Here is a 22,784-nt window from a genome sequence, read left to right as displayed (position 1 = left end):
AAAGTAACAGCGTAGGGGTTGCACCATGAAACTGAAACTTACACCTACTCAGAATTTATGTGTTGGATTTTTAGAGTCTGGATTCAAAGTGATGCAGGTAGATGACCAGTATTTCTTTGTGAAGGGAGATCGTCGCCAAAAAGTATTGCCTAAAACGTTAGAGGCCTTAGTGAATCGTGGTGCGGTTCAATATGATGAAAATGGAGACTATGAACTAAGTGAGGCTTTCATAGAACATAGAAAGCAGATGCGTTCACCAGTTCATATGAACCACACGCGACACTAACTCAATTACAGACACTGTATAGATACGAAAAAGCCATTATTGTTAAATAATGGCTTTTTTATTCGCATCAGAAAAAGCTATTGCACTTGTTCCGGCGCTTTTGTAAATAGACTTCCTATGGCTTGAGTCAGTTTAGGGCTGCGATTTTCTCCTCTAAAGAGTGACCAAAGCGAACCACGTACAACTGGTGTATGGCTTAATTCAGAAGCGATCTGAGAAAAAGCAACATAGCCATCAGTACGATTAGCGAGATTCTCCATTGCTAAAGACAAAAGCTCTGGGTCAGTGTTAAACCAAGAAGGGCATTTAGCGACGATAGCCACAATGAGCTGTAACTCATCATCTGTTGCTTGATTTTCACCCGTTACTAAAGAAAGTTTGATTGATTGCAATAGTTTCTCAGATGGCGCTGCTTTGGAAACAGAACGAATTAACGCAGCTCTCCATTCCGTATTACCTCTCGTTGGGTAAATAGCCTCAACAAAGTTTAAGTAGTCTTCTTCAGGGCGTTCATGTTCCAGTGCTTTAGCGAGTGCAACCGCAACAGGCTGAGGGGCAAATTCAATCGCTTTTTTGATCAAAGCTAAATACTTCTCTTGATTTGCTCTCACAGCAAGGTCAGCAATCCCTTGAAGGCCAAGAGCCTGCCAAGATGTGTCTTCTTCGTTTAGATCAGATTCTAAGTAAGTGACTAATTGATTGAAAAAACTAGACGCATCTTTTTTAAACTGAACAGATAATGCAGCATGAAAACTGGCCATTCTTTCGTGGTCAGGCTGGAAAGCGTAAGGGTTGTCCTTAAGGGCATCGCTAATGTCCGTGCTGCCATCTTTATTTAAAATTCTATCAACAATAGATTTAATTAAATGATCTCTTGTGCCTAAATTAAGGCTACCTTTTTCATCTATTGGTAAGCGAATAAACCAGATAACTGGCTCTGCATTCTGCTCGGCTTTCAACGGATGTAATAAAATGGCTAACCAAGCTTGCTGTTTAAAAGCATATGGATATGGCTGCTGTTTCTTATCAAATTGAATAACTTGCGCTGGTGTGATTTTGCTAACATGACGGCCAATGTCATAAAAACTTGCTTTACAGCCAACGAGTTCAAAAAGGTCTGTAAGGGATTCAATATTATTCATTTACGCGAATGCTCTTAAGTGGTGTCTATTGGAGATTGGGTCCAGATGACAATGCGTTATAGTATGGCTGCAATATTACCTTTTTTTGGGAGAGAAATCAGGTTGGATAAACATCATAAATTAGCAGATTCTTTGCTTAACCTCGAAAAGGTTATGCGTGAGGTCAATGTTTGGCAAATGGCTGAACCAAGTGACCAAGCTCTAGCCAGTCAGCAACCTTTCTGTATTGATACTATGGGTTTTGATCAATGGTTAAGGTTTGTCATGATAGCGAGATTTAAAACCATGTTGGCCCAAGGTCAAGCCCTGCCTAATCATTCAAATATCGCTCCTATGGCTGAAGACTTTTATAAAACACAAGATAAGCAGGTAAAAAGCGCAGTTGTTAACGCCTTAAAAATGTTAGATTTCTGTTTGAATGAAGAGTAAGCAAGCATGGTATTTAAGCACCAAGTGGTAAATGATCTTGCTTTTGTTTTAAAGGCACCTCTTATCTATCAGGATCTTGATATAGCTAAATACTGGCTGCCAGATAGTCAAGATAAGCTCATTCAATTAGATAAAAACCCAAAGCCTCTGGTTCAAATGGTAGAAGCATGTAAATCTCATTTCTTGGGCAGTTACTTCGAAACTTTGTTCTCATTTGCACTCAATCATTTTTCATCTTTAAAGATAATCTTAGAACATACTCAATTGATTTCGCCAGAACGGACGTTAGGTGAAATAGATGCGCTTGTTACTGATGCAAATGGACAGGCTCATCAGCTTGAAGTGGCAATTAAATTTTACTTGGAATCCAATGAAGAGGTAGGGCATTGGATAGGGCCTAATAAAAATGACAGCTTCGTAAAGAAATATCAAAGAGCTAAAGCACATCAGTTAACCATTTTGGATCTGCCTGAAGCTAAGCTTTTATTGAAGCAATACTCTCTCTCTTTACCTATTGAAAGACATTTATTGATGTTTGGTGTTTTGTTTAAACAGCTGGCAGATCTGGACTCGTTAGCTTTGTTTGAGAATGATAAAACACATTTTGAAAAGAATAAAAATAAGGAGATTAATCCTTATGCTAAATCAGGTTTTTGGGTGCGAATAAACAATCTGAACTGGTTACATAAAGGCTTTTTTTCTAGCCAAGAGATGCTAAAGCCTTTTTGGATTTCAACGCCAATAGATCAAGAAGTTGCAACAAATAAATGGCAAAATTTTCATACTTGGCAAGCAGACCTTGAGGGCAAATTTAAAGATGATGAAAGGCCAAGATTATTCCTGTTAACCTGGAGAAAAGAGGGGGGATCTAGCAAAAATCTTCGCCTTTTTGTTGTGCCTGAGCATTGGTAGCGCTTGTAAAATTGCATGGTTTAGGGCATAAATAGCGACTGATTTTTAAGTTGTTACGTCGATGTCTATTAAAAGTACGAGGCTAAAGGAGATAGCCAAAATTCCCGAATGGGTGGTAGACGTTGATCATGCCAGTATTGCTTGGTGTAACCAAGCAGCCACTGAGCTCTTTGTCGAGTCTAATCCGAACAGTAAGCAGGCATTACCTGCCATTTCAGCAAATTTGAAGCGTCGATTTGCTCGGTTTATTACGTCTTGTGATAAAGGACCAACAACGCCTCTTACTTGGGCATTTCAATGTGTTAAAGGTCATTACTATGACTGCCAAGGGAGTATTATTTCCTTGGGAGCGAATACCTATGGCATTAAAGCTAAGGCCGTCAAAAGGCGAACCCTGTTTAGAAGCGAGGTGACGCCAAATGAAAAAGGTGATCAAACTCATAAATCGACAGAGCAAACGACCAAGCGGCTAAAACCGAAAATAGCACCAATAGAAGCAGAAGCATATAAAAACATACCGATTCATCTAAATGCTCCTGTTGAGAAAAATCCTCCTATTGATGAAGTCAGTAACTTGCCACTTATGATGCCAATTACCGAGTTTTCACAACTCTCTTTGGCTGTATTCGATGACAAATACCGTTTAATTGAAGCAAGCGCATTATTCAATGATACCTTTTCTGATGTCGATAACTTAAAAGATATCTTTGCGCTTAACTCCGACTTAAATAAAGCAATTAAATTTTTATCCTCTAAAGAGGCCTTAAATCATCATGGTTTCCCTTTAACTTGGGAGGTAAGGCTTACTACGAATCAAGGTATTCGTTGGCATCAAATCGAAATGCATTATGATGCGCAAAAAGCACAAAACTTTTTGTCATTACTGGATATTAATAATTTAAGAGAACAGGAAAACTCTTTATTCAAACTGAAAAACTATGACCCTTTGACAGACTTACCTAATCGTCACTTACTTTACCAAGAGTTGGATTTGACTTTAAAAAACTCACACTTAAGGTCACAAGAATTTGGTGTGCTTTATTTAGATTTAGATGGCTTTAAAGTAGTGAATGACAGCTTTGGTCATAGGGTTGGAGATGAGTTGATTGTCCAAGTGGCAAAACGCCTTTTGGTTACTCTGCCTAAAGGTGCAAGGTTATTTCGCCTTGGGGGTGATGAGTTTGCTTTGATACAAGAAGATATTAAATCTATTGATGAGCTTGAGCTGCTGGCACAAAGTTTGATGCAAGCGGCTTGCTCGGCCTATCCAATTGCTGAAATGGAAATGCTGATTACTGCCAGCATAGGGATTGCCCATTACCCAAGCCATGGTGAGGATGTTGATACCTTGTTACAGCGGGCTGATGTGGCAATGTATCGTGCAAAATCCATCGGTCATAACTCCTATAAAGTTTATAACAGTAAGATGTCTCAATCTTTGAATGCTTATATGACACTAGGCGGTGGCTTAAGGCGCGCTATTGAGAATCAAGAGTTTGAACTTTATTATCAGCCAAAAGTGCGTTTGTCAGATCAGTATACGGTAGGGGCGGAAGCGTTAATTCGTTGGCAGCATCCCGAATTTGGTTTGATTTCACCAGATAGATTTATTCCGATTGCTGAAGAGACAGGCCTTATTTTGCCATTAGGTGAATGGGTAATTCGTACTGCCTGTAAACAATTGCAGAAATGGCGTGAGCAGGGCTACCCAGAGATTAGTTTGTCGGTAAATTTATCTGGTCGTCAGTTTATGCAGGCTGATCTCGTCTACATGGTAAAAGAGGTGTTAGCAGAAACGGGTGTGAATCCGAAAAATCTTGAGCTTGAATTAACTGAAAGTATGTTGATGGCCGATGCTGATCAGACTATAGAAAAACTACATGGTTTTCGAGAGTTGGGTTTAAGCCTTTCAATTGATGATTTTGGTACGGGTTACTCTTCTTTGGCTTATCTGAAAAAGTTTCCTATACAGACATTGAAGATAGACAGGTCATTTGTGCGGGATCTTGGTAGTAATTCAGATGATAATGCGATTGTAAAAGCAACGATTGCCATGGCTTCCAGCCTTAATTTAAAAGTGATTGCTGAAGGCGTAGAGAATTACTCTCAACTTAATGTTCTCAAAACCTATGAGTGCCAGGAGGTGCAAGGTTTCTTCTTTGCTAAGCCTATGTCTAGTAATGATTTTACTGTTTATATGCAGCAAGAGTCGGGAAACCTATCAAAGAACTTTCGGGCATTGCATTAGATAATGCTGGATGAGAGATAAACTTAAAGACAAATAGTAATTGCGTCTATGCATTAGGGTTATTCTTCTTGTTTCCTTAGTTGTATCTGCCTAGACTAGCCCAATATTTTTTAGGATCTATTGATACTGTGTTAGACAACTTAATATGCCCTCTTGATGGCGAGCCATTAACTTTAGAAGCACGATCGCTTGTTTGTCCAAATGGCCATACTTTTGATCTCGCCAAAACAGGCTATGCGAATTTACTGCCTGTACAAAATAAACGCTCTAAAGACCCTGGTGATAACAAAGCCATGGTAGCGGCAAGACAGGCTTTCTTAAATAGTCAGTCTTATCTAGGCATAGCTAAAAAAGTAAATGAAATTGTTAAAGGTTTTGCTGCAAATTATACAGATAAGCAAATATGCTTATTAGATGCGGGTTGTGGTGAAGGTTACTATCTATCACATCTGCAAGAGCAAACGGATTACTCTCTGGTCTCTAGCATAGGCCTGGATATCTCAAAATGGGCAGTAACATCTGCAAGTAAGCGTAATAAATCCTTGTCTTGGCTTGTTGCCTCAAATGGTCATTTGCCCATGCCTGAAAATAGGTTTGATGGCATATTATGTTTATTTGGTTTTCCTGTTTGGTCTGAATTTGAACGTGTACTCACGGAACAAGGTTTTGTTCTAGTGGCAGATTCAGGTGCAGATCATCTACTTGAATTGAGAGAAGTACTTTATCCAGAAATTAGGTCTTATAAAGCGCCTAATTATAACGGGATAGAAGGTCTTGATGTCATTTCAACCCAGTCCTTACGTTTTTCTTTTGAGGTAAACTCAAATGAAGAATTGATGAATTTACTCGCTATGACACCTCATATGCATAAGGCTCCATACGCGGGACGTAAAGCAATCGAAGCACTCACTCACTTATCTTTAACTGCAGATGTCACTTTTACTGTTTTGCAAAAGCGCAAACAAGAAGGGATATTGGAGACTTAATTTAATGTCTAAGCTAGATAATCTATTTTCAAATAACAGAGAATGGGCTGAATCAATTACACGTGAACAGCCAGATTTTTTTGAAACCCTATCAAAACAACAAAAGCCAGAGTATTTATGGATAGGTTGTGCTGATAGTCGTGTACCTGCAAATGAGATTATCAATCTCATGCCTGGTGAGGTTTTTGTACATAGGAATATCGCAAATGTGGTTGTGCACACGGATCTAAACTGTCTATCAGTTATTCAATTTGCGGTTGAGGTGCTAAAGGTTAAACACATCATGGTGGTAGGTCATTATGGTTGTGGTGGCATTAAGGCAGCGCTAGATAGTGAAGAACATGGATTGATTGATAATTGGCTGAGGCATATTAAAGACGTTCACCGTTTTCATCAGGAAAAAATGGATGCTGAAACCGATGAAAAGCGTAAGTTCGATCTTCTATGTGAGCTAAATGTCATGGAGCAGGTGAATAACGTTTGCCAGACCAGCATAGTGCAGAAGGCTTGGAATAATGATCAAGAGCTGCATGTACATGGTTGGGTTTACGGTATTAATAATGGTCTTATTAAAGACCTAGATGTTACCGTTAGCTCTAATTAGAAGCCTAGCACTGGACTAGATTAAAGATTATCTGGAAGCTTGCCAAACATCGGTATCTGGATGTTTGGCCGTTTTTAAGTGGTTAATTGCTATCTGCAATCACTTGAGCACAAGCTGAAATGGTCTGACGTATCCACATATGGCCAGGATCATGTTGTAGTAAAGGACTCCACAGCATCTTTAATTCAACAGGTGGAATTTCAAAAGGCGTAGGAAGTACAACAATTTCTGTGCTTTCACCTAATAAACGAGTTGCAAGTAAGGGAAGTGTTGCCACTAAACCTAATTGCTCTGTCGCTCGCATGGCCACATTATAGTTACGAGTAAATAAACGAATACTGCGTTTTAATCCCATATCAGCAAGTGTTGAGTCAACCCAGCCAAGCTTTTGAACTTCATCTGGCTGTACACCAACACCTACCCCAAAACCTGTTTTACTAACCCAAACGTGCTGAGCGTTCATATAAGCGTCTAGGCTAGGGCTTTTGGCAAGTTCACTGTCTTTATGGGCGATACAAGCAAACCTATCAACCCAGACTGACTTTTGATGAAAAGATTGAGGTAAGGTCTCAAAGCGGTTGATAATGAGGTCCACTTTGCCTTTTTCAACATCATGAAAGCTCACATCACTGGGGTTCATGACATCCAAAATAACGTTTGGCGCTTCTTTTTGCAGTCTTGCCATGAGAGGTGGAATAAGAGTAGCTTCGGCGTAATCACTGGCCATAATACGGAATACGCGAGAGCTAGAACCTGCATCAAAGCTTTGCCCTAGATGAAGCACTTCATCCACAGATTGAAGAATTAAACTTACTCTTGGTTGAAGTTGAATTGCCAGTGCTGTTGGCATCATGCCATCACTGGTTCTTACTAAGAGAGGATCGTGAAATAAATCTCTTAAACGACGAAGACCGTTACTCATTGCTGGTTGAGTAATCCCAAGCTGGTTTGCCGCATGAGTAACATTTTGTTCTCGAAGTAGAGAGTCTAAGTAACGAAGTAAATTTAAATCCACTTTATCTAACTGCATATCAAACTCTCATCACAAATTTGACCCGAATCATACTGTATTTAGGGCCTAATGAAAAATCCCTAGGGCTAGTTTCTGGTGTATTTGTGATATTAAACGGGTTAGACATTGGTCTAGATTTAAGGGGAGATCAAGCTTAATTTAGCTTGAGATCCAAGTGGAAATGAGCTCACTCACTTGAGTGCGTAAAAGGCTATATCGATTGGAAGGGCAAGGTTTCATTTTTTTGCGAAACCTTGCCCTTGGGTTCAGAGGTAAATAGATAGAAGCTAAACTAGAGGTAGTACTTCATAGCAGGCGCCCATGGTGTGATAGTCTGTTTTCCCCGCTGGGCTTTTACAATCATCCATAGCTTGATTATCTTTGGTTAGAATTCTAAACCAAGCACCATATTCATGGTCTATCATATGATCCCAAGCGTATTGCCAAAGCTTTGTATAGATATCCCAGTATTTATCCTCTTGAGTGGCTTTTGCAAGCCAAGCCGCAGCGGCAAAGCTTTCTGCTTGAACCCAAAAGTATTTATCCCCATCACACATTGAGCCATCTGGTCCATAACCATAGATGAGGCCACTATCAGTTTGGTCCCATGCTTTATCCCAAGCTTGATCAAATAGACTTTTAGCCGTGGTGATTAACCAAGCTTCAGGTGCTCTGTGATTAAGCATAAGCAAAAGCTTACTCCACTCTGTCTGATGGCCTGGTTGAAAACCCCAAGGGCGGAATAAATGTTTAGGATCATCTAGATTGTATTGCCAATCAATTTGCCAGTTTACATCATAGTGTTCCCAAATTTGACCTTCAGCTAAGTTTGCTTGACGCTGACAGATATTCTTAGCAAGTAGTTTGGCACGTTCTAGATAACGGTCTTCACCTGTTGCATCAAAGGCAGCTAGCATGGCTTCACAGCTATGCATATTGGCATTTTGCCCGCGGTAGTCAGAAGCAGTTTGCCAATTATCAGAGATTTCATCTTTGTAAAGGCCAAACTCTTCATCCCAAAAATGTGTTTCCATCAAGTTGTAGGTTTCATCTAACCAGCTTCTTGCCTCTTCTACACCAGATTCGAGCGCTTGGGCATAAGCTAAAACAACAAAGGCTAAGCCATAGCAATGGTTGGTGTTATCTAGGTTTTTGTCTCCTTCAAGTAGCCAGGTATAACCGCCATCTGCTTTTTTATGGCGTTCTCTTAAGTAGCTCACACCATGGAGCATGGCTTCAAAATAGTCAGGGTTACGACTGGCTTGAAATGCTTTTGCATAATTAAAAATAAAGCGAGTACTGCTTACTAAGTGGCGTGTTTTTGTATCGTAAATATCGCCGTTATCTTTGAAAAAATGAAAAAAACCACCGTCAGGATCAATGCATCTAGGATGATAGAAGTGCATGGTTTTTGCTATGTGTGCCTTGAGAAAATCAGGGCTTTTAAAGTCAGGAATAGCTGTCATATCAAAGAAACTCACTAAGCAATTAATAGGGGTAAACACAGAGTAATCTAATTATTAATTAAATCAATTAGATTTAATTAATAATTTTCAGTAGTTTCAATAGATTGTTTATAAATTTCATTTTGCTAAGCATTTTTGCTTTTAAATCAAGGTCATCACTTAAATGAAGCATTCAGGTAGTACATCTGAGCAAAGTCGTCTTTACAATGAGCGTATTATTCTTCAAGCGGTACGAGAAACCCCAGGAATATCACGAGCTCAAATTGCAGAGCTTACAAGACTCAGCGCTCAAACTATTTCGGTTATCACCTCTTACTTAATTGAGCAGGAACTACTTTGTATTACAGGCAAGGTGAAAGGGAAGCGTGGCCAGCCTTCAATTAAGCTGGAAATTAATGCCCAAGGAGCCTATGGCCTAGGCATTAATATAGATCGAGACCACATCAGTGCTGCTCTAGTAGATTTTAATGGTAAGTGTTTATTATTACGTCATTGTGATGTGCATTTTCCAACTGAAACGGAAGCTAAGCAAATTGCCCTTGGGTTAATTGAAGAAGTACGTGAAACCTTAGGTGATACTTGGCAAAAAGTGCAAGGTGTCGGTTTAACTATGCCTGACTATATGGCCGAATGGCTGGAAAGTTTAGTACACAAGGCTGATGAAGCGCTGGACCTGATGCATTTAAAAAATGCCATGGCCTATTGGGCATCTGATGACTTTAAGCTTTGGTTAGCTCGCCATACAGAAAAAACGGTTATTTGCGAAAATGATGCAAATGCTTCGGCAATTAATGAGCTTCTTTTAAGTGGAGGGGAGATTTCTGCCCAAGACTTCTTTTATATCTTTATTGGTGCAGCCTGTGGCGGTGGTATTGTCTCTAGAGGTGAGTGTGTTCGCGGTGCTGCTGGTGGTGCTGGTAATTTTGGTTTGATTCCAACGGCGAAAGGAGAGTTAGGTGATTGGATTTTAGAGGCTCTATCCAGTGTTTCTTTAAGGCGTTTTTTAGCACGAAAAAATCAAGATTATGCTCAACTTGAATCTGAGTACTTAGACGATACGACACTTAAATATGTTCAGGCTTGGAGTAAAAAAGTAGCGCTTGAAGTGACTCCTGCTTTAATCAGTGTGATTGCAATTCAAGATCCTAAGCGGATTCTCTTAGGCGGGCGTTTAGAAGCATCAGTGCTACAGCCGCTCATTCAGGAGTTGACTCAATCTCTGCAGGAACAGGCTCCTAAGGTATTAAGCTTACCTAAAATTGAAATCGCAGAAACTGCCATGACATCCAGTATTGCTGGAGCAGCAATTTTACCTCTTTATCAAACTTTCTCTCCTTATCAGTCGCTCTTGTTAGTGTCAGATGATAATGGGGTGAAGCAAGCACTTAATTCGGTTAATGAGTCTATCCTCGGATGATTTTAGAAATACATTGTCATGATCGAATCGGCATGGCGACTCAAGTGCTAGATCTCTTTATTCCCTATGATATTGATCTTAAAGGCATTGAGATAGATAGAAAGCATGAGCAAATGTATTGTGCATTTGCTGATATTGCGTTTGAGAAGTTGCAAAGTCTCATGGCAGAAATTAGGAGAATTGATGGTGTGATAGATGTCAAAACGGCTTTGTTTACACCTTCCGATCGTGCCCATAATGCATTATTTACACTATTAAAAACCTTATCTGATGGGGTTGTGTCGCTAGACCTCTCCGGTAATATCATGATGGCAAATCAAGTTGCGATAGAAGATCTGCAACTGGATAAGCACTTTTTAGGGCAGCCGCTTAGTCAATATTTAAAAGGAGTACATTTTACCAAGGAGTATTTTTCTAGTGCTAACCTGACTAAATTAAAGCGGTTTCAAAGTAAGAGAGTGAGACTGGCAGGTAAAACATTATTACTTGAAATGCTACCTATCTACGTGCCAGGTGAAATTGAAGGTGAGTCTGTTAGAGCAGGAGCTGTGTTACAGATTAAATCTGAGGCTAGACTAGGCTTACAGGCGCAAAAATTAAGGCATGCGGCTGCCCAAGACATAGTGTTGGATCAGTTAGTGACCAAAAGTACCTTGATGCGAACCTTATCAAAAAATTTAACGGCTTTTCTTCCTATGGCAGCACCTATTTTCTTAACAGGTGAAGCTGGTGTGGGTAAGCAAGATCTCGTAAAAGCCATGATGCAAAGTTGGCAAAAAATAAATGGTTTTGCCCAAACTAAGTTAAAAAGCATTAGTGGTAATAAACTTGCAGCAAAGCACTTAGAGCCAAATCACAAGGGGCAATGGTGGATAATAAATGAGCCCCAGTGGATAAGCCCTGAGATGCAGCAGCAAGTGCTGGATTACCTTGATTGTCTTGATGTGACAGGCTTTGACTATAATCGACTTATTTTTGTTTCAGAGTTATCGTTAGCGGAATTGGCTGAGCAATATCCAGCTCAACAGGCTTTTTTATATCGACTTGCTCAATTAACCTTAAATATGCCGCCTTTAAGAATGCGAAAACAAGACTTATCTGAATTAACGCATTATTACTGTCAACTTGCCTGCGCTGACCTAAATAAGCCCATGTTAAAAATTAGCCGGGCTGCCTTTAGTAAGTTATCTATGCATAACTGGCCTGGAAACCTAACAGAGTTAAGGCATGTGTGTTATCAAGCTTGTTTGCTAACCAATAAAAATATGATTGATATCGATGATATTAGCCTAGTGAGTCATATCAAGATGCAAGACGTGGAGTATGAAGTAGACCTAATTGATGGCTCGCTTGATAAAACCATGAAACAGTTTGAAGCTAGGTTGTTAGCCCGTTTATACCCTGAATACCCGAGTAGCCGCTTGTTAGCAGAGAAAGTGGGGATGAGTCATAGTGCCGTCGCTAATAAGTTAAGAGAATATGGTATTAAACAAAAATAGAAAGACTTTTTCATGGCTTGCTGCTTGGAAAAAAAGAGGCTAGATAACTAGCCTCTGGCTTAAATTGATTGAAATGCTTCATGACCAAAAAGCTTTGCATCAAACAAACCTAAACTGAGCAGCGTTGAACTCATTACAAGGTGTCGTCGTATAATCAGAAGTACTAACTTCCAAAATACAATGAAAAGTGTAGAAGAGAATGAGAAAGAATAATCGGTGGAATCAGTTGAAGCTTAGCGAATTTGCATTATATTTTTCTGGTTCAGTGTTTGATGACTTTAGATACATCAAATAGGGTTAAGTACTTAGAATCGACTAGGGCGGCTTAGTGTGAATATCTTGGATATTAGCAGAATGACTGGAGCTAGATTCAGTGGTTTGATTGTGAAAAAATGACTTACTTTAAGGCGAAGAGGCCTATATCAAGGGGAGCAGTTAAGCTTAAGTGTTTAAGCTTAACTGCGGGTTTTGAGATTTAACCTGGAAAACTGCCTTGCTCTTGCTGATTAATTTAGACACAAAAGCATGGGTTTTTTTAGTAAATTCATAAAAACTATTTGCTGTATCTTGGCTGTCTGACTCAAATCCCCATTGTTTTAAAAGTGCTTCGTACTCTTGTTGTGAATCCATCATGTATTCCTCTTTAATTATTTAAAATGTTGTTTAATTACAACAAGTGCATGGTAAAACGCATTCAACATAAGAACAAACGATGCTTTTTCACTATTTAGGTTAGAAAAATTCACCTATTTCTTTCAGTTAATGTTATTCGCTTGCATTAGTTTGAATGTATTTGCCTAAAGAGGGGCCGGCATCAGTTATCACGTGCTGGTGCCATGTAATGGAAGGTGTTATTTATCTTTAGTTAAATTTGCAACATTGTTAGAAACCTTATCTGCTCCTTGCTTAATTTCTTTTATTAAGCTTTCAGCGGTTTGAATCAGCTGGCTGCTATCGTGAGTGAGCCGGCTTACTGTCTCCATATTTGTACGAGTATCCCTAGTTAGGTTGGTATTATTTTTTACCATCTCGTCAATTTCGATTGTGGAGCTACTTGTGCGCAAGGCAAGTTGTCTAACCTCGTCAGCCACAACGGCAAACCCTCTACCATGTTCTCCTGCTCGGGCTGCCTCAATAGCAGCATTTAATGCGAGTAGGTTTGTTTGCTCCGCAATACTGCTTATAGTCGTAACAATCTTGGAAATTTTATCTGATTCCTCATTGAGCAATTCAATAAGTTTTGTCGCAGCTTCCATTTGCTCCGAAATCTCACCTGAAATCTCAACAGACTTGGATAATATCTGTGCTCCCTCTAATGATATTTCGCTACTAATTAAAGCGGTTTCGTAAGCTACTTTAGCTGCTGCCTGAGTGGATTTTTGTTCTTCTATTTGTTTGCTGATATTTGATGCGAACTTAATAACTTTTATGACATTTCCATCATGGTTGAACACAGGGTTGTAAGTCGCTTCAAGCCAAAGAGTATTACCTTGACTGTCTTTTCTTTCAAACTGACCTGACTTAAATTCACCGCTTTCTAATTCACGCCAAAAATTAGGGTTTTGAATATAAAAGTCATCATGACAAAAAATTCTATGATGTTTGTTTATAATGTCTTTTTCTTGGTAATTAACGCTGTTTAAGAAGTTTTGATTGGCTTTTAAAATGTTGCCTTCTGGGGTGAACTCAATGACTGCCATAGATAAATTAAGAGCATCTAAAATAGCGTCTTGATTTTTTATTTTGCTTTTGTAGGTAGAGATATCTGTATAACTAGCAATAACTTTACAGGGAGTGTCTTGGTCAAAAACCGGAATGTAAACCTCTTTTAACCAGATGAATTCACCTGATTTTGTATGCCTTTGATAGGTGCCTTGGTGGCTTTTTCCTTCCTTCAAGGATTGCCAAATATCATTTTCTCTGATGTTTGGCTCATTCTTATACGTGAATAATGTGCTTACTTTATTATTTCTCAGCTCTTCTAGATCATAGTTAAATAAATCTAAAAAAACTTTATTCGCACTTAGCAGCTCTCCTTCCAGATTAAACTCAGCAATTGCTAAGTTCTCTTTTAGAGAATGAATATAAGAATTACTATCATTTAAATTATTTATTAGATCCTTCTGCTTTGTTTTCTTAGAAAATAACATTCTTAACCTTAAGTTGCTTTTTAATAAAACAGTTGAAACCTATATGTATATAAAAGTGAATATGTCGCGATTAAAGAGGGGAGTAGCGCAAGTAAAAAAATTAAAACAGTATTTAAAATACTGTTTTTAAAAATAGCGCAAGTTAAGGAATCTGCGATTAAGTCACCTCTTCTCAATCTTTTCAGAAAAAGTATCAATCAAGGCATCACTTTGAAGTAATGTAGGTACCTTTCAAGAAGGGATAACGCAGGGTGTTACTTTTTCTGAAAGACCCGAAGGGCGTGGTCTAAAAGCCCTATCTTTATGTTGAGAACCTTATCAATAGAATCACTATTAAGTTGCGCTCCTCGCCATAAATCTAGGCGCTTTTATCTACATGCTGAGGCGGGTGGATTTATTCGCAGGTTCCTTAACCACGAGGATTTGGTGTTAGCGAATTTCATATTATTCACCCTTTTTATAAATCAGTATTCAAATATCCTAATTTATAAAAAGGGTCTAATAAACATCGATTACTGAAACTGAGTGTTTCAATAATTGTCTAAAAACTAAATGTTTTTAATTTTTAATTCAGGTGGTGGTAATTCATGAGAATCTTCAACATAGAAACTATCGCTCTGTGCACCTTGCCACCATTGTTGCCAAGGGTAAGGGAGACTTGGGTGAGTGATTAGTTCGCCTTCACTTAATGTAGGTATCATAACGCCTAAAGAGATACTTAAGCTATAGCTGGTGCGTCGTTTAATCATGTTAGCAGTTAATTTCTTTGGGTCTTCTAGACCTAAACTGCCTACTAGCTCAAAAAAGCTGTGTAAGGTGTTTCTTTGAAAGTTAGCGACTCTTGATGCTTTAGCTTCAATGTCGATTGCCTTACCTCTAACAGGGTCTTGGGTCGCAATGCCTGTTGGGCATTCATTGGTATTACATGACTTACTCTGAATGCAACCCAAAGCCATCATCATGGTACGAGCGGCATTAACTGTATCTGCACCTGCTGCAATCTTACTTAAAAGGTCAAAACTAGAGGCTGTTTTGCCTGATGCTATGATTTTTATCTTGTGTCTAATACCACAGCCAATCAGCATGCTATTAGTGAGGTAAACAGCATCTAAGCAAGTCATGCCTAGGCGGTTAGAAAACTCTACTGGTGCTGCGCCTGTTCCGCCTTCTGCCCCATCAACGGTTATAAAATCTGGGTAAGAGTCCATCTCAAGCATGGCTTTACATATGCTTAAAAACTCAGCGGGATTTCCAAGACACAGTTTAAAGCCTATCGGTTTGCCTTCACTTAAATCCCTAAGCTTTTGAATAAAGGTTAATAATGCTTTTGGGTTTTGGCACTCTGGGTGGGTTGAAGGGGAAACACAATCTCTATTTTTCGGGATGCCGCGTACTTGCGCTATTTCATCGGTGATTTTTGCTTTAGGCAACACTCCGCCATGACCTGGTTTAGCGCCTTGAGATAGCTTTATCTCAATCATTTTTATGGATTTGAGTGTGGCTGTTTTAGCAAAACTTGTTGGGCAAAAATCGCCATCATGAGTACGACAGCCAAATAATCCGGATCCTATTTGCCAAACTAAATCTCCACCATGTTTTAAGTGATAAGGACTAACGCTGCCTTCACCTGTATTGTGGCTAAAATTTCCTTTATAGGCACCTAGATTAAGTGCTTCGATTGCTTGACTGCTTAAGGCACCAAAACTCATGGCTGAAACATTTAAATAAGCTGCGCTATAAGGCTGTAAGCAATCAGGTCCACCAATGAGGACCCTTTGTTGTGCTTCTTGCACTTCTTTAGGGGCAAGTGAGTGCCAAAGGCTAAGGTAGTTTTCTTCTAAAAGCTCTCTTTGGGTACCAAAGGCAATAGTGTCTCGAACATTCTTAGCTCTTTGGTACACCAGGCTTCGCTGCTCTCTATTAAATGGGAGCTCTTCGGTTTCACTGGCAACAAAGTACTGATGAATTTCTTTGCGAAAATTTTCTAGAAAGTAGCGGATATAAGCTGTTACTGGATAGAGACGGTTTAAACTGTGAGGACTGTAGAAGATATCATAAGCACCAACTATTCCATAAGCTAGCGTAAAAATTAAACTTATTAAGGAAATGCCTGACCCTGAAAAGCTAAACCAAATAAGGGTTATCGTGTTGCCTAAAAGCGCTATGATCCAATAACAAATTTGCATTAGGGTCATCTTTATTTCCTTCTATTTAGAGATTAATAACTAATAGTAGTATCTGCGTTAGGTCTAAAGTGGATATGATTAAGTCGCCTCCCTAGTGTGACTTAAGTTAAATTCAAGACTAAGCTCTATGATAAATAAAAGTCGATTTAGTTCGAAATTTTGTTTAGTCGTTATCAAGTAGGAGCTTATATTAAGTGCATACTGTTTTGTTAAATATATAACATAATGTGTATTTCACTATGCTTATCAGTTACCTACACAATTTAGATCGATATATAAAATAACAAGGATTGTGTTTTTTGCCCCATTAAATACTGACATGAGTCGAAATGCGGAAGAGAATGAATGAACTTGTTAACTACAAAACAGGTAGTACGTATACTGGTAATTATCTTTATTGTTGAGCTGATAATAATGTTTATTCTTCAGCTGATCCCTCACAAACTCAGCCCTTTCGCTGAGGCGGCACTCGATGCATCTATTTTAACTTTAGTGTCATTGCTCCCTATTTACTTCTGGATCATAAAGCCCTTTGTGGACGCGAGTCAGGGAGCAATGTCACGGATAGAAAAATTGGCATTAACTGACCCTCTGACACAGTTAGGTAATAGGCGCTACTTCCTTAGTTGTATGGAAAAAGTTATTTCAAGTAACAGTCGCTATAAAGAGCAAGCTGCAATCATATTAATAGACCTAGATGGCTTTAAGAAAGTTAATGATGAGTTCGGCCATGAAGCGGGTGATACACTTTTAATCGAGGTCGCTTCTAAATTGCAAAGCCTTATTCGGCAAGAAGATGTTGTCGCTAGGTTAGGCGGAGATGAATTTGTCATCTTGTTGCAGCGGATGTATGGCAATAGCTTAGTTAATCGGGAGATTGCCCAGCAGATAGGAATAGAATTGGTAGGTTTAATTAACCAGCCTGTACGCCATAAAGATGTCACCCTTACTGTTGGTGCAAGTGTTGGTATTAGGTTGATTGATGGTGATGAGAAAGATGTGGATGCACTTATTCGTGCGGCAGATGTCGCTATGTATCAAGCCAAAAAGCGAAATACACATAAAGTCGCCTTTTCGTGAGCTTTTTTGGATGATTTTTTAGAGGGGAGCTTAGAGCTTACAATGCACTTTAAACTTAAATAGTTAGGCTTGCTTGCTCAAGATAAAAAAAACCGATCAACGGGGAATTTGATCGGTTTTTGCTTTTTTCTTCAATATTACTTTTCACGATTTACTTACTTTTTCTTTATTACATTAAATTCATTAAAGCACAAAAAAGTAGAAATAACAGGAAAATTAATCTTTAAAGCGTTTAGAGTCTTGTTTTTGCTGCTTTTTTGCCTGCAGCTTGCGACGCATCTCTTCTTCGGTTTCTATGCGAATAGGCTTTAAAGATTGCGTTTGGGCTTGCTTACTAATGTTTTTTGCCAACACGAATATAGCCAAGCAAACTGCTGAAAACATCATAAATTCGATCATATTGGCGTACTCCAGATTCTTAAACTTACTTTTACTATGACTGAATCATGGATGAAAAGGTTCAATAGGTAAAGTAAGAAAATTATGTTTTAAGTAATTTTTCTATGGGTTAAGTTAACTTATATAAGGTCAGTATGCGTTTATTCAAGGGTGAGTCCATTACGGGCTATTTCGATATAGCATAGAATAGCCCAGTTAAATGGCTTAATCTTTCATATTTTTAAGGCGCTTACTTAAAGCTGGTTGAGAGACTCCAAGCATCCGAGCGGCTAAGGATTGATTGCCTTGTGCACGACTCATGGCTTCTAGTACGAGTTGTTCTGCCATTTGAGTTAGCGTTGGGATAGGCATGTTTGGATGAAAGCTGACCCCTTCACCGTCATCTAGCTTGAGTTTGTCGTTATCAAATAGATGAGTAAAGCTTGAGGTATCTAATGTTTCCCCGTGGCTTCTGCTTACCGCATCATATACTAATGCTTTCAGTTCACGGGCGTTACCTGGAAAGGTATAACCACTTAACAGTAAGGTCAGGCTTTTAGGGACTTTGAGATGCTTTTTATCTATGTCATCACAAGCGAGTTTGACAAAATGATCGATCAGTAAAGGTAAATCAGAAAGCCTTTCACGTAGGGGAGGGATCTTAACCTGATGGGTTTTAAGGCGGAAAAATAAATCTTTTCTGAATTTACCTTCATCTTGCCTTTGCGCCAAATTTTGATGTGTTGCAACTATGACTCTGGCTTGAATGCGCTTAGGTTTATCACTGCCCAGTGGGTAGTACTCGCCTTCTTGTAGTAAACGTAACAATTTAACCTGAGAAGCTAGGCTCAAGTCTCCAATCTCATCTAAGAAGAGGGTGCCTCCAGCTGCTTTTTCGACTAGGCCTGGCCTTTCTTTATCGGCACCGGTAAATGCTCCACGGCTGTGACCGAACAAGGTATCTGCAAAAATATCGTCATCAAGGCCAGCGACATTTACCGTGACCAATTCGCCTTTGCGAGCACTAAGTGAATGGGCCACATTGGCAAATAGCTCTTTACCGACACCACTTTCGCCACAGATCAGAATAGGCTGATTGGTTTTTGCAATAGATTCTAGGTACTTAAACACAGACCACATCGAAGACGAGGCCGTAATAATGGCATCAAAGAGCTCAGGTTTTTGTAGTTCAGTGGTTAAAATTTGGCGTCTTAAAACCTGATTTTCAATGCTGAGTTCCTGAGTGCGTATTGCTCGTTTTATTCCCTCGATGATCTGGCTTTGTTCTGTGGTTTTAACAAAGTAATCAAAAGCCCCTTGTTTAACACAATCAACCGCAGCTTCGACCTGATTAAGACCGCTGATGATAATAATGCAAACATCTGGGTATTCTTCTTGGAACCAAGTGAGTAGATCCCTACCAGAGAGTTCTGGCATGGTTAAGTCTAATAAAACCAAACCTGCATTTAATTTTCTCATCAGCTCTGGCACTTTTTTTGGCTCAGAACAGGTGTGAATGTTGGTGATATCATTACGCTCTAATGTAAGAGACATACTACGTAAAAAAGATGTCTCATCATCAACTAGTAAGATAGGGAATTGTGGGTATAAGCTTGATTCTGAGTCTGAAACTAACATGTCATTAATACTTCTTTTAAAGTCAAAATGGATGTAATTAATAGGTGCCAAAGAGAGTGAAACATTTAATGTGCCCATTATTCCCTAACTTGGCAGCAATCACACCCGTTTGTGTCTCTTTGTTTATTAACTTAAGTTATTTATTGTTTATGGCATATAACAAGGCAAGCTGATAGTAACAGTCGTACCTACTTGTTTAACTGAGTCAAATTTCATACTGCCTTCATGGGCTTGCACTATGCTAGCAGACACAGATAAACCTAAACCTGTACCACCTTTTTCACGTTTAGTGGTGAAGAAGGGGTCAGTTAATCTAGATAGTAAAGCGTCGTCAATACCGCTACCTTGGTCTTCAACCTTGATGATAATACGAGTCTGATCGACACTTAGTTTGCTAGATACTCTAATTCTCTGAGTTTTGTTTTCTAAAGCATCACAGGCATTAATGATCAGGTTTATCATAACCTGCTCAATACGCTGAGCGCTGCCCATAATAAAGAGATGATTGTTTTGTAGTTTAAGATCAAACTCATCTGTGGCGCTACGTATGGATTTATCAACCAATCTCACCGCAGTCTGAATAACCTTGTTAACATCAACCTCTTGTTTAATCTCATCGGGTTCTGAGCGAGCAAAGTCTTTTAAGTCATTGACTATATTTCTGATACGTATCGTACCTTGATCCATTTCATCCAACAGATAAGGTAGCTCCTGTTTAATTCGGTTAAAGCTTAAGCCGGCAAGTTTAAACTCGCCATGCTCTTCTGCATGTGCCTCTAATTTAGGAAGCGCGTCGACCCAAGCCTCTTTTAGTAGAGGTAGGTTAAGCATCAACAAGCCTGTTGGGTTGTTAATCTCATGGGCAACACCCGAGACTAAAACCCCTAAAGAAGCCATTTTATCGGCTTGAATTAATTGTTGCTGTTGTTGGTGTATTTGAGAAGAGCGCTTTTCTACTTCTTTACGTAACATTGAATTCCACACCACAATGCCGACTAAACTTAGTAGAAGAAGGCTAACTGCAATGCCCGCAATTTGAGCAATAATGTCCCAAGGTAAGCCTTTCTTTTCCAATGACCCCAGCCACTTTTCATAAATCTCCTGTTGGCGTCCTGTGTTTTTTAAGATGGCAAGACCTTCGGTAAAACGAGAAATGAGTTCTTCATTTTTAGGGAGTACACCATAGCCTAAGCGTTGGCCTTGAACAGGGCTCCCTATTGGGTAAATATTATTTAGCCCCATCTCTTTGGTGAGATATAGACTTGGTAAATTGGCAATTAATGCAAAGTCACTTTTTCCTGCTGCTAGCTGCCTAAGTGCTTCTAGATGTGTTGGTGCTGGTACTATGATGGCACCTATGTCCTCATTGACTAAGTACTCATGCATAATGCTGGCATTCTGTACTATGACTTCTTTGCCACTAAGCATGCTGATATCAGCAATCTTAGGAGAATCGTCTCGAGCAAAAATAGATTGATTAACAATGGAGTGAGGTGGCGAGAATAAAATTGTTTGGGCCCGAATCACTGAATAGGCAATGCCTTGCAAAACATCCACATCGCCTTGGTACAAGCCTTTTAATGCTGTCTTCCAATCACTCATGCGAAACTCAACTTCAAACCCCATCAAGTCAGCAATCGCAAGGGTTAGCTCGACATTATAGCCATCAGGTTCACCGTACTTATTTACAAATTCATAAGGAGGGTAACTGTGATCTGCACCAATAATAAATACAGGCTTCTTCATTTTGATCACTGTATTGGCATCTTCATCTGCTTGAAGAGGGGATGCTAAAGCCGCAAAAAGCAAAACTTGGAGATAAACAATTATGCTTAATAAATTGATATTTTTTGACGGCATCATTAATGGGTAAATTCGCAGATTAGGATGTGAGTATGTTAACCAGTTGCAAATCATATGAAAAGCGAACATTTATTAAGTCTAAAAATGCTCGATCAAAAAAACTATAACAAAAGTTATAGCTATAGCTTTTATTATAAATCTCTTGTTAATCAATGATTTTAAGGCTTTAGCAGAACTTAATTTATTAACTACAGATATTAAAAAGAAAGGGGTATAACTTTTATTATAATAATATTAACTTAAAGTTACATGTCAAAATAAATAACAAATCCTTATAAAACAGTATCTTATATCTATTTTTGAAAAGTTGGCATTCTGGTTGCTATGTAAGGCCCTGTTAAACTGAATCACATAAAAATAACGAGGATACTATGACTATCAAAAAAGCAATTTTGAAAACTATGCTGGCTCCAGCTCTTGCTGGCGCGTCTGTACTAGCTATGGCTGCTGGTGATAACTTTATCTCTATCGGTACTGGTGGTGTTACAGGTGTTTACTACCCAGCTGGTGGTTCTATTTGCCGTATGTTAAACAAAGAGCGTAAAGTTCATGGCATCCGTTGTTCAGTTGAATCAACAGGTGGTTCTGCTTATAACGTAAACAGCATTCGTTCTGGTGAACTAGAATTTGGTGTTGCTCAATCTGACGTTCAAGCGGCTGCTCTAGCTGGTGTTGGTCAATTTGCTGATAACGCTTACCCAGAGCTACGTTCTGTATTCTCTATCCACCCAGAGCCTATCCATATGATGGCTCGTGCTGATTCAGGCATCACTACTTTTGAAGATCTTAAAGGTAAGCGTGTAAACATTGGTAACCCAGGTTCTGGTAACCGTGCCATGATGGAACTTCTAATGGCTGAACGTGGCTGGACTAAAGAAACTTTCCGTATTGCTGCTGAGCTTAAGTCTTCTGAGCAAGCACAAGCGCTATGTGATGATAAGTTTGACGTAACTATCTGGTTGTCTGGTCTACCTAACGGTTCTGCTCAAGAAGCGACGACAACTTGTGACGTAAACATGGTTCCAATGAATGACCTTGTTTCTAAAGCAATCTTGAAAGAGCACGGTGAATATTCTTCTGCAATCATCCCAGGTGGTATGTATGCAGGTAACGAAGAAGATATCGAAACATTTGGTCCTAAAGCGACTTTGGTAACTTCTACTGACGTTCCTGAAGAAGTTGTTTATCAGTTGACTAAGTCTGTATTTGAAAACTTCAACTCTTTCAAACGTCTACACCCAGCATTCAAACGCCTATCTCCAGAAGAAATGGCTAACACTGCACTAGTTGCACCTCTTCACCCTGGTGCTGCTAAGTACTACCGTGAAATGGGTTACATCAAGTAACTCGTATCCAAAAGGTTAATATCAGCCTGCTAAATTCGCTTTAGCAGGCTGTTTTAAGTTTTTGTAAAGTGAACGAGATGTTCGCGCCCCGCGTTAAGTAAGTTTCTACCGTTTTTTAAGTTTTGGGTGGCTGGGCTAAGTC

General features: G+C 39.2%; 19 protein-coding genes. 10 read left to right on the top strand and 9 right to left on the bottom strand.

From position 1 onward, the window contains the following. Positions 1-25 precede the first annotated feature (25 nt). Positions 26-286: a hypothetical protein gene (locus OA91_RS06700; protein ID WP_046017005.1), complete on the top strand. Its 261-nt coding sequence runs from the start codon at positions 26-28 to the stop codon at positions 284-286. A 77-nt stretch (positions 287-363) separates the two neighbouring features. Here the strand turns inward: OA91_RS06700 and OA91_RS06695 are convergent, their stop codons facing one another. Continuing rightward, positions 364-1,428 carry a DUF3549 family protein gene (locus tag OA91_RS06695; protein WP_046017006.1) on the bottom strand — a complete coding sequence of 355 codons (1,065 nt, stop codon included), beginning with the start codon at positions 1,426-1,428 and terminating at the stop codon, positions 364-366. Positions 1,429-1,473: 45 nt separating this feature from the next. Here OA91_RS06695 and OA91_RS06690 point away from each other — a divergent pair, with 45 nt between their 5' ends. From OA91_RS06690 to can, 5 genes are all read left to right on the top strand, one after another. Next, a complete protein-coding gene (locus OA91_RS06690) occupies positions 1,474-1,857 on the top strand; it encodes a YqcC family protein (RefSeq protein ID WP_082827815.1) in 384 nt (127 codons plus the stop codon). Between the two features lie 6 nt (positions 1,858-1,863). Then, positions 1,864-2,769 carry a DUF1853 family protein gene (locus tag OA91_RS06685; protein WP_063337344.1) on the top strand — a complete coding sequence of 302 codons (906 nt, stop codon included), beginning with the start codon at positions 1,864-1,866 and terminating at the stop codon, positions 2,767-2,769. Between the two features lie 61 nt (positions 2,770-2,830). After that, positions 2,831-5,017, top strand: coding sequence for a putative bifunctional diguanylate cyclase/phosphodiesterase (locus OA91_RS06680; protein ID WP_063337343.1), 2,187 nt, complete (start codon positions 2,831-2,833; stop codon positions 5,015-5,017). Between the two features lie 128 nt (positions 5,018-5,145). Beyond that, complete coding sequence (locus OA91_RS06675) at positions 5,146-6,003, top strand: putative RNA methyltransferase (RefSeq protein WP_082827814.1); 858 nt, start codon at positions 5,146-5,148, stop codon at positions 6,001-6,003. 4 nt (positions 6,004-6,007) lie between these two features. Continuing rightward, positions 6,008-6,607, top strand: coding sequence for a carbonate dehydratase (gene can / locus OA91_RS06670; protein ID WP_046017008.1), 600 nt, complete (start codon positions 6,008-6,010; stop codon positions 6,605-6,607). An 82-nt stretch (positions 6,608-6,689) separates the two neighbouring features. Here can and OA91_RS06665 read toward each other — a convergent pair whose 3' ends face one another. Together OA91_RS06665 and OA91_RS06660 are read right to left on the bottom strand one after the other, a co-directional pair. Beyond that, positions 6,690-7,637: a LysR family transcriptional regulator gene (locus OA91_RS06665; RefSeq protein ID WP_046017009.1), complete on the bottom strand. Its 948-nt coding sequence runs from the start codon at positions 7,635-7,637 to the stop codon at positions 6,690-6,692. Between the two features lie 269 nt (positions 7,638-7,906). Further along, positions 7,907-9,124, bottom strand: a complete 1,218-nt coding sequence (locus OA91_RS06660; protein WP_442919123.1) for an AGE family epimerase/isomerase — start codon at positions 9,122-9,124, stop codon at positions 7,907-7,909. 124 nt (positions 9,125-9,248) lie between these two features. Here OA91_RS06660 and OA91_RS06655 point away from each other — a divergent pair, with 124 nt between their 5' ends. Continuing rightward, a complete protein-coding gene (locus OA91_RS06655) occupies positions 9,249-10,502 on the top strand; it encodes an ROK family transcriptional regulator (protein ID WP_063337342.1) in 1,254 nt (417 codons plus the stop codon). Beyond that, positions 10,499-12,001 (top strand): TyrR/PhhR family helix-turn-helix DNA-binding protein, encoded by a 1,503-nt coding sequence (locus OA91_RS06650; RefSeq protein ID WP_063337341.1) that lies wholly within the window; start codon positions 10,499-10,501, stop codon positions 11,999-12,001. Before OA91_RS06655 ends, OA91_RS06650 begins: the two co-directional genes overlap by 4 nt. Before the next feature lie 441 nt (positions 12,002-12,442). Here the strand turns inward: OA91_RS06650 and OA91_RS06645 are convergent, their stop codons facing one another. The 3 genes from OA91_RS06645 to OA91_RS06635 form a co-directional block, all read right to left on the bottom strand. Continuing rightward, positions 12,443-12,634: a hypothetical protein gene (locus OA91_RS06645; protein WP_157203788.1), complete on the bottom strand. Its 192-nt coding sequence runs from the start codon at positions 12,632-12,634 to the stop codon at positions 12,443-12,445. 218 nt (positions 12,635-12,852) lie between these two features. Then, complete coding sequence (locus OA91_RS24710) at positions 12,853-14,151, bottom strand: methyl-accepting chemotaxis protein (RefSeq protein ID WP_063337339.1); 1,299 nt, start codon at positions 14,149-14,151, stop codon at positions 12,853-12,855. A 548-nt stretch (positions 14,152-14,699) separates the two neighbouring features. Next, positions 14,700-16,346: an FMN-binding glutamate synthase family protein gene (locus OA91_RS06635; RefSeq protein ID WP_063337338.1), complete on the bottom strand. Its 1,647-nt coding sequence runs from the start codon at positions 16,344-16,346 to the stop codon at positions 14,700-14,702. 336 nt (positions 16,347-16,682) lie between these two features. Between OA91_RS06635 and OA91_RS06630 the strand changes: the two genes are divergently transcribed. Continuing rightward, the gene (locus OA91_RS06630; RefSeq protein WP_063337337.1) at positions 16,683-17,417 is read left to right on the top strand and encodes a GGDEF domain-containing protein; all 735 of its coding nucleotides are present in this window, start codon (positions 16,683-16,685) and stop codon (positions 17,415-17,417) included. Between the two features lie 216 nt (positions 17,418-17,633). On the opposite strand, the gene OA91_RS06625 is transcribed toward OA91_RS06630, so the two are convergent. The 3 genes from OA91_RS06625 to OA91_RS06615 form a co-directional block, all read right to left on the bottom strand. Then, positions 17,634-17,816: a hypothetical protein gene (locus OA91_RS06625; protein ID WP_063337336.1), complete on the bottom strand. Its 183-nt coding sequence runs from the start codon at positions 17,814-17,816 to the stop codon at positions 17,634-17,636. Between the two features lie 204 nt (positions 17,817-18,020). Continuing rightward, positions 18,021-19,433, bottom strand: a complete 1,413-nt coding sequence (locus OA91_RS06620; protein WP_046017096.1) for a sigma-54-dependent transcriptional regulator — start codon at positions 19,431-19,433, stop codon at positions 18,021-18,023. 147 nt (positions 19,434-19,580) lie between these two features. Next, positions 19,581-21,296 (bottom strand): transporter substrate-binding domain-containing protein, encoded by a 1,716-nt coding sequence (locus OA91_RS06615; protein ID WP_082827832.1) that lies wholly within the window; start codon positions 21,294-21,296, stop codon positions 19,581-19,583. Between the two features lie 371 nt (positions 21,297-21,667). Between OA91_RS06615 and OA91_RS06610 the strand changes: the two genes are divergently transcribed. Continuing rightward, a complete protein-coding gene (locus OA91_RS06610) occupies positions 21,668-22,642 on the top strand; it encodes a TAXI family TRAP transporter solute-binding subunit (protein ID WP_046017018.1) in 975 nt (324 codons plus the stop codon). The last annotated feature ends 142 nt before the right edge of the window (positions 22,643-22,784 follow it).

Source organism: Marinomonas sp. SBI8L, from assembly GCF_001624705.1.
Lineage (GTDB): Bacteria > Pseudomonadota > Gammaproteobacteria > Pseudomonadales > Marinomonadaceae > Marinomonas.
This window is presented reverse-complemented; position numbering and strand designations above follow the sequence as displayed.